General features: G+C 57.7%; 7 protein-coding genes. 1 reads left to right on the forward strand and 6 read right to left on the reverse strand.

Translation table 11 applies throughout. From position 1 onward, the window contains the following. Positions 1–60: 60 nt before the first annotated feature. The 6 genes from LH128_RS13575 to LH128_RS13595 form a co-directional block, all read right to left on the reverse strand. Positions 61–537 carry a hypothetical protein gene (locus LH128_RS13575; protein ID WP_172705046.1) on the reverse strand — a complete coding sequence of 159 codons (477 nt, stop codon included), beginning with the start codon at positions 535–537 and terminating at the stop codon, positions 61–63. Then, positions 458–757: a type II toxin-antitoxin system prevent-host-death family antitoxin gene (locus LH128_RS13580; protein ID WP_008830216.1), complete on the reverse strand. Its 300-nt coding sequence runs from the start codon at positions 755–757 to the stop codon at positions 458–460. Before LH128_RS13580 ends, LH128_RS13575 begins: the two co-directional genes overlap by 80 nt. A gap of 344 nt (positions 758–1101) precedes the next feature. Then, positions 1102–1254 (reverse strand): hypothetical protein, encoded by a 153-nt coding sequence (locus tag LH128_RS33420; RefSeq protein ID WP_156800011.1) that lies wholly within the window; start codon positions 1252–1254, stop codon positions 1102–1104. Positions 1255–1259: 5 nt separating this feature from the next. Beyond that, positions 1260–1676, reverse strand: a complete 417-nt coding sequence (locus tag LH128_RS13585) for a type II toxin-antitoxin system PemK/MazF family toxin (protein WP_211152039.1) — start codon at positions 1674–1676, stop codon at positions 1260–1262. Then, entirely contained in the window at positions 1654–1920 is a 267-nt protein-coding gene (locus tag LH128_RS13590) for a type II toxin-antitoxin system Phd/YefM family antitoxin (protein WP_008830218.1), read from the reverse strand. Before LH128_RS13590 ends, LH128_RS13585 begins: the two co-directional genes overlap by 23 nt. A gap of 378 nt (positions 1921–2298) precedes the next feature. Continuing rightward, a complete protein-coding gene (locus tag LH128_RS13595) occupies positions 2299–3030 on the reverse strand; it encodes a Crp/Fnr family transcriptional regulator (protein WP_008830219.1) in 732 nt (243 codons plus the stop codon). A 321-nt stretch (positions 3031–3351) separates the two neighbouring features. On the opposite strand from LH128_RS13595, the gene LH128_RS13600 reads away from it, so the two are divergent. Next, positions 3352–5943: an HWE histidine kinase domain-containing protein gene (locus LH128_RS13600; RefSeq protein WP_202950112.1), complete on the forward strand. Its 2592-nt coding sequence runs from the start codon at positions 3352–3354 to the stop codon at positions 5941–5943. Positions 5944–6185: the final 242 nt, after the last annotated feature.

Genomic DNA, 6185 nt, shown 5'->3' on the forward strand with positions numbered 1-6185 from the left:
ACCCCCCCCCCCCGCCCCCGCCATCATTATCGTCCAGCCCCCAAAGAAGCCTTCAGGTCCTCAGCGCCGGTTGACCGATCGCCCGCTGCGACTGAGAAATTCGGTGACGATCTTCGTAAAGAACCCGGGCGTTACCATTCCGAAGCGGTAGTCGCCGTTGGCTCGCGCGCGGACATCAAAGCCCATCCAGTCGAAACTGTTTGCCTCTGAGACGACGACAAAGCTCGATTCAGGGTACGGTAGGCCCATCGCCTTCCCGACGTCGCCGGGGATCTTGATCGTGTTGGACGGGTTGATCTCGCCTTTGGTCGTAACGGCCAGGACGATGTAGCCTTTGCCATCGGCAGCGATAACGATGACAGGACGTTCCTTGACGCCCTCGTCTCGGCCTCCGGCTTGCTCGGCTGCAAAAAGGTAGACGTAGTTTATGACCTCACCGCGCCGCGGCGGCAGATCGTTACTGCTGCCAGTCGAAGCGGCCTGCTGCGATTTCGGCTTCGCTTGGGAGGCTGGCTTCAATACGCGCCGCGTCGTCATCGGTCATGGTCTCACTGGTGAACACCCGGCGATTGGCGTGCAACGCTTCAAGCGCAGCTGCAGCACGATCCAGATAGTCGATGCTGACCACGGCCGCATAGCGCCGCCTGTTCTTCGTCAGCACGACTGGACCATGCTGGCTTTGATCGACAACAGTGCCAGGGTGGTTATGGAAATCGGTAAGAGCAACGGATGCGAAGCTCTCGGCATTGGTGGCCATGATAATCTCCGTCGAAGCCTTACAGCCAATATAGCCAGAATGGCCAGAATGGCAATGCCGCCTAAAGGTCGCCGCGCACTATGAACGTCAAGTCGCGGCCTTTGCTACGCGACTCGCCATTTGCAAATCTCGCAATAAAAATCGTTCCAGATTTCCTAGGCGATCCATTTCCTTGCAGTCTGCAAACGGTAGACTAATGGTAGACCTCAAATCCGTCGCAGCCAAATCTGCCGGGATTATGATGATTTGCTCCACCGGCTGACCGCCGAGTTGATCTACCCGATAGATGTTCGGTGCCAAAAGGCAGAGGGCAAACGCGACCGGCCCGTCGCCGGCAACTTATTTCAAGCGAGCAGCAAGCCTGCTGCGATCAAAATTACGCCCGCCAGACGCAAGGACCATTTCCCCAACGGGGTTAGGCCAAAGTTGCCGATGATCGTCGCGGCTACGACGATGATCCCGAAGGCGCTGATGGTCAGGAATGAGGCCGTTTCCATAGACCTCATTCCGTCCGGTGCGTGATCTTCACCCGGCGCGCAAGGATGTTGGCAGCGACCTGGCGGTAGATTTTCTCGGGCATGGCGCAAATTACCGGGGTGCCGTTGGCGCCGGATCGAACGTCAGGCCCTACCCATGTGAATTCATTCACATCGTTCCAGACGATACGGCTGCGCGTATCCAGGCGAAGATGCTCGATCACGCGCGGGGTAAGTTCGAGGGAGTGCTCGGGCGAATAATCCCGCGTCGTCAGCGGCACCGTGATGACGCGCAAGTGCCCATGCTTCAGGTACGTGCCAACGACCATGCATGGCCGAATTTTACGGCCCTCTTCCTCGCCCCGGTCGTGCTCGTGCCGCCAGAGGTAGAGATAATTGATGACCTCGCCGGGACGCGGCTCAGTCCAGGAGCTTGTTGGCATCGTAGGACTCGGGCACAGGCTGGGCATTGGCGATCGCGTTGAACGCATCGTCGCTCAGTTCTTCGGGAGCGAGCGCGATGTGATCAAGGCGCGCCAGGCGTTCGTACTCTCCGGCAGGAAGCATCACGACACGAGCGGCGCCATTGCGTTCGACCGCGATCGGGTGGGTCATGGCTTCATCGTAGTAGAAGCCGAAGCGCTTCGAGACTTCACTCGAGCGGAAGGTTTCGATGGACAAGCTCATGGCCTGATCTCCTGCTATCGCGCAGATACCGCGCAATCCGTACAATTATCGGCATTCCGTATAATACGGAATGCGCGAAATTGCAATTGCTGTTCAAATGTCCTCGTGGCCGTTGATCGTTAATGCTCCGCAGCATTGAAGCGCTCGATCAAGTTGGGCATGCTCGGGTGGTCGTCTAATCCTCGCCTTCCCTTTCATCCCTTCACCCTCCCTTTCCCTTTCAGGGCGTCGGCATGATTCAGGATGTCAGCAAGTGTCCGAGGTTTTGCCTCCCAAGCGCTACGGCCGAAGACGAGACGCTGCTACCTGCCCATATTTGCGCATCTGGGGGAGCTAATGTTGCAGGGCAAAAGCTTTGGTGGTTTTCGATCAAAATATTCAATTCAGCGGATAAATCCCATGCAGCACCGTATCGAAATGGTCCTCGATGGTTGTGGTGCAGTCGCACGCGGTATCGCGCAGTACCTGCTCATCCTTGACGATGAACACACCGCGGCGAGTCTCGATCGTTCCGGCCTCCCGCAGCTTTGAAATGACACGGGTCACAAATGATCGACCCACGCCCAGCATTTCCGCGAGTTGCTCGTGCGTGATGGCAAATTCAGCTGAATGCGTTCGGCTGATCGCTGCAAGCAGCCATTTTGCTGTACGCTGCGCGATTGTATGGGTGGCATTACAGGCGGCGGTCTGAAAGACCTGTGCCAGCAGACAGTCCGAGTAGCGGGAGAACCAATGGCGTAAGGTCAAAGAGTCCAGCTTGGCTTGTTCCAGCGCGGCCGTCTTGATGCGCAAAAAGCGCCCACCATACATGACCTGCGCAGTCGCAAAAGCGGGGACATTCCCATTTGACACGATGCCTCCGATAGCCCCTTCCCTGCCAACCAGCGCGACCTCGACGGCCGGACCGTCTTTCAGCCTGACACAGAAGGCCGCCATCGCCGGGCCACACGGGAACCATGTGTCCACGACTTCACCCCCTGCCTTTTGCAGCACCGCATGCGGCTTGAGGTCAAAGACCAGCATGTGCGGCATTAGAAGCTCGCGATCACTATCGCTCAGAGTTGCTAGTAGGGCATTGCCTGCCAATTCTTCCGGGGTAGGCGCCGACATGGTCTCTCCTGATCAATCTGCATTAAAATTGTGCGCCTTGGTGCACTTATGCACAAAGCTCATGGTTGACCAATGTTACTCGCACACATAACTCGCGTTCTGTGTTTTTTCGGTGAATGGCTGTGGAGTGTGCATTCCCCTGCCCGTGGCCGGAAACGCCACCCAGCTCGGATCTAGAAGTGCCTCCTTTTACAGACAAATTTGCAACGGCGTTTGACATCGAAACGACCTATGTCGTTTTTCGTTTCCCCGTGATGCTTATCGTAGCCAACGCGTTCCAACGCGCGCAAGGGGCCGATTGATATGGCGAAGCTACCTGCCATGACCGTCGATCTGACAAACTGTGATCGGGAACCGATCCAGATTCCCGGCAGCATCCAGCCCCACGGCGTTATGCTGGTGGTGTCACCGACAGATTTCACGCTCTTGTTTGCGTCTGTGAACGCTGGCGACCTTCTTGGCAATGGCGCAGCAATCAAGCCCGGTATGCCCCTGGCAGAGATCATTGGGGCCGAAGCTGCCCATTCGGTCCGGAATGCCAGCGCCAAGGCCGGCGGTAGCGAGATTGCCGGCGTCGAGCTTGGCATGACGGTGCTTCATGGCACCGATCCAGTCGACATGATCGTCCATAGCCATAAAGACAGGTTGATCGTAGAGTTCGAGCCCTCGCTGGATGGCGCGAAAAGCGCAAAGGACGCGCTCGACCTGACTCAAGGGCTGATGCGGCGGGTGAATGTGGAGACCGAGGTCGGCGCCTTGGCGAAATCCGGTGCCCGCCTAGTTCGGGCGATGCTCGGTTTCGACCGCGTCATGGTCTATCAGTTTTTGCATAATGGTGCCGGGCGCGTCATCGCCGAGGCGAAGCAGCCAGAGCTTGAGAGCTTTATGGGGCAGCATTTCCCCGCGTCAGACATCCCCTACCAGGCGCGGCGACTCTACAAGCTCAATACAATCCGGACCATCGCAGACGCCAGCTACGCGCCGGTGCCCTTGGAGCCGGCGATCAAGCCAGGCGAACTGCCGATTGATATGTCGTTCGCGCAGCTGCGATCCGTGTCGCCCATACACTGCCAGTATCTGCAGAACATGGGCGTTCACGCCTCCATGTCGATCTCAATTTTGATCGATGGCGAACTTTGGGGTCTCATCTCTTGCCACCATGAGAGCCCCAAAGTGGTTCCGGTTCCTTTGAGAGTCGGCGCCGAGCTGTTTGGGCATTATTTTTCCCTGCAAATCTCCGTCGCCGAGCGGCGCGCCCACATCGTTGCTTCAAGCGTAGCCCGTGAACGGCTCGACAAGATCCTCGCTGGACTGGCGGTTGATGAAACCCTGATGGAAGGGTTGCGTGACCATCTGGACGCCTTCTCCGAGCTTTTCGACTGCGATGGCGTCGGGCTGTGGGCGGAAAACCAATGGACGGCGAGTGGCGTCACTCCGACGCATGATGAAGCGCTCGAACTGGTGCGTTATCTCGCTGGGGAGGAGCAGGTGCATCCGCGCTCCGCGTCATCGCAGCTGGCCCTTTGGCATACCCAGGACTTGCGTAAGCTCACAGGACAGGTCAATTTCGGACAATCGGTTGCTGGCGTCATTGCTATTCCGCTGACCTCGATGCCGCGTGATTATCTCTTGATTTTCCGTAGCGAAGAGGCCCATGAAATTGAGTGGGCGGGCAAACCTACCAAGCTCGTCATCGATACTCCAGACGGGCAGCGGCTGACCCCACGCGGAAGCTTCGAGACATGGCGCGAAGAGGTACGGGGACAAAGCCGTCCCTGGAGCGAAACTGATTTGACTGCGGCCGATACCGTGCGGACCTATTTGCGCGATGTTTTCCTGAAGCAAAACGAAATCACTGCCGAAGAACGCGGGCGGCTCGATCAGCGGCGACGGATGCTGAATGACGAACTTAATCATCGCGTCAAAAATATCATCACGCTGATCAAGTCTATTGCGGTGCAGACTGGCGCCCATGCCGGTTCGGTCGAGGATTATTCCTCGTCGTTCGAAGGGCGCCTGCGCGCTCTTGCCTTTGCGCATGACCAGTCGCTGAGTGCTGCTGTGGGCGGCGATCTTGCAACCTTAATAGAGGCCGAGGCCGGGTTGCATCGCTATGGTTCTGAAACAGAGCGGGTGATCGCCGCAGGCGCAAAAATTCGGCTCAACGATCGGGCTTTCGGAACCCTGGCATTGGTTGTCCACGAACTGATGACCAATGCCGCCAAATATGGCGCGTTGTCAGTACCCACAGGTCGCCTCGACATTAGCTGGACGTTCTCAGAAAGCGAAGGGTGCGAGATCCGCTGGACCGAAACAGGCGGGCCGCCAACGCTCGCTCCTAGTCGCCAGGGGTTTGGCTCGAAGCTCATTCAAACGACGATGGTCTATGATCTTGGCGGTCTGGTCGATCTTGATTATCTGGAAAGCGGCCTAGTCGCTCGACTGGTCATTCCTCCGAAATTTGCTTCTCTGGTTGCCGAGGGATCTCCGCCAGCACCATCGGAAGCTGTGGACGCTGGAACGGGCGCGGCGGTACCTGGACTGGATGGTCTTTCCATCCTTCTGGTCGAGGATCAGTCTCTGATCGCGCTGGATACCGAAGAACTGTTGCGCCAGCTTGGCGCTAAAGAAGTGCGCTTATCGCCGGATGCTGCGCACGCTATGCGCAGCCTAGGTTCTTACAAACCGGATGCCGCTGTCCTGGACTTCAACCTGGGCGATGACACGTCGGAGCCGATTGCGGATCATCTTGTCGCACTGGGGATCCCATTTGTCTTTGCGACAGGTTATGGGGACAATGTCATGATCCCCGAACATCTGCGCGATGTTCCAGTTGTGAGAAAGCCTGCCGGCGCAAAAAGCCTCCTGAATCAGCTTGCGGAAGCCTATGAGAATCTGAGGTCAGGCGAATAAAGTGCTTCACTATGGCAACTTCGGCCTCGTTCCGAGCAACTAGATTTCGATAAGTTTGAGTTAGCGCCCGAGGTCTCAAGGCCGCTCTTGTCGAGGCCAGCATGGCAAGCGCGCAGTTCGTAGCACGTTGCTTCCGGAGGCGGTGCCGCGGTGCGGCCATCATCATAGTTGAGGATGGACGAGGCGTACGCATCCGCTAGCTGGCGCGGAGCCGCCGGAGTTCAGGCGGCGAGTTCCTCGGC

Source organism: Sphingomonas sp. LH128 (assembly GCF_000293195.2).
GTDB lineage: Bacteria > Pseudomonadota > Alphaproteobacteria > Sphingomonadales > Sphingomonadaceae > Novosphingobium > Novosphingobium resinovorum_A.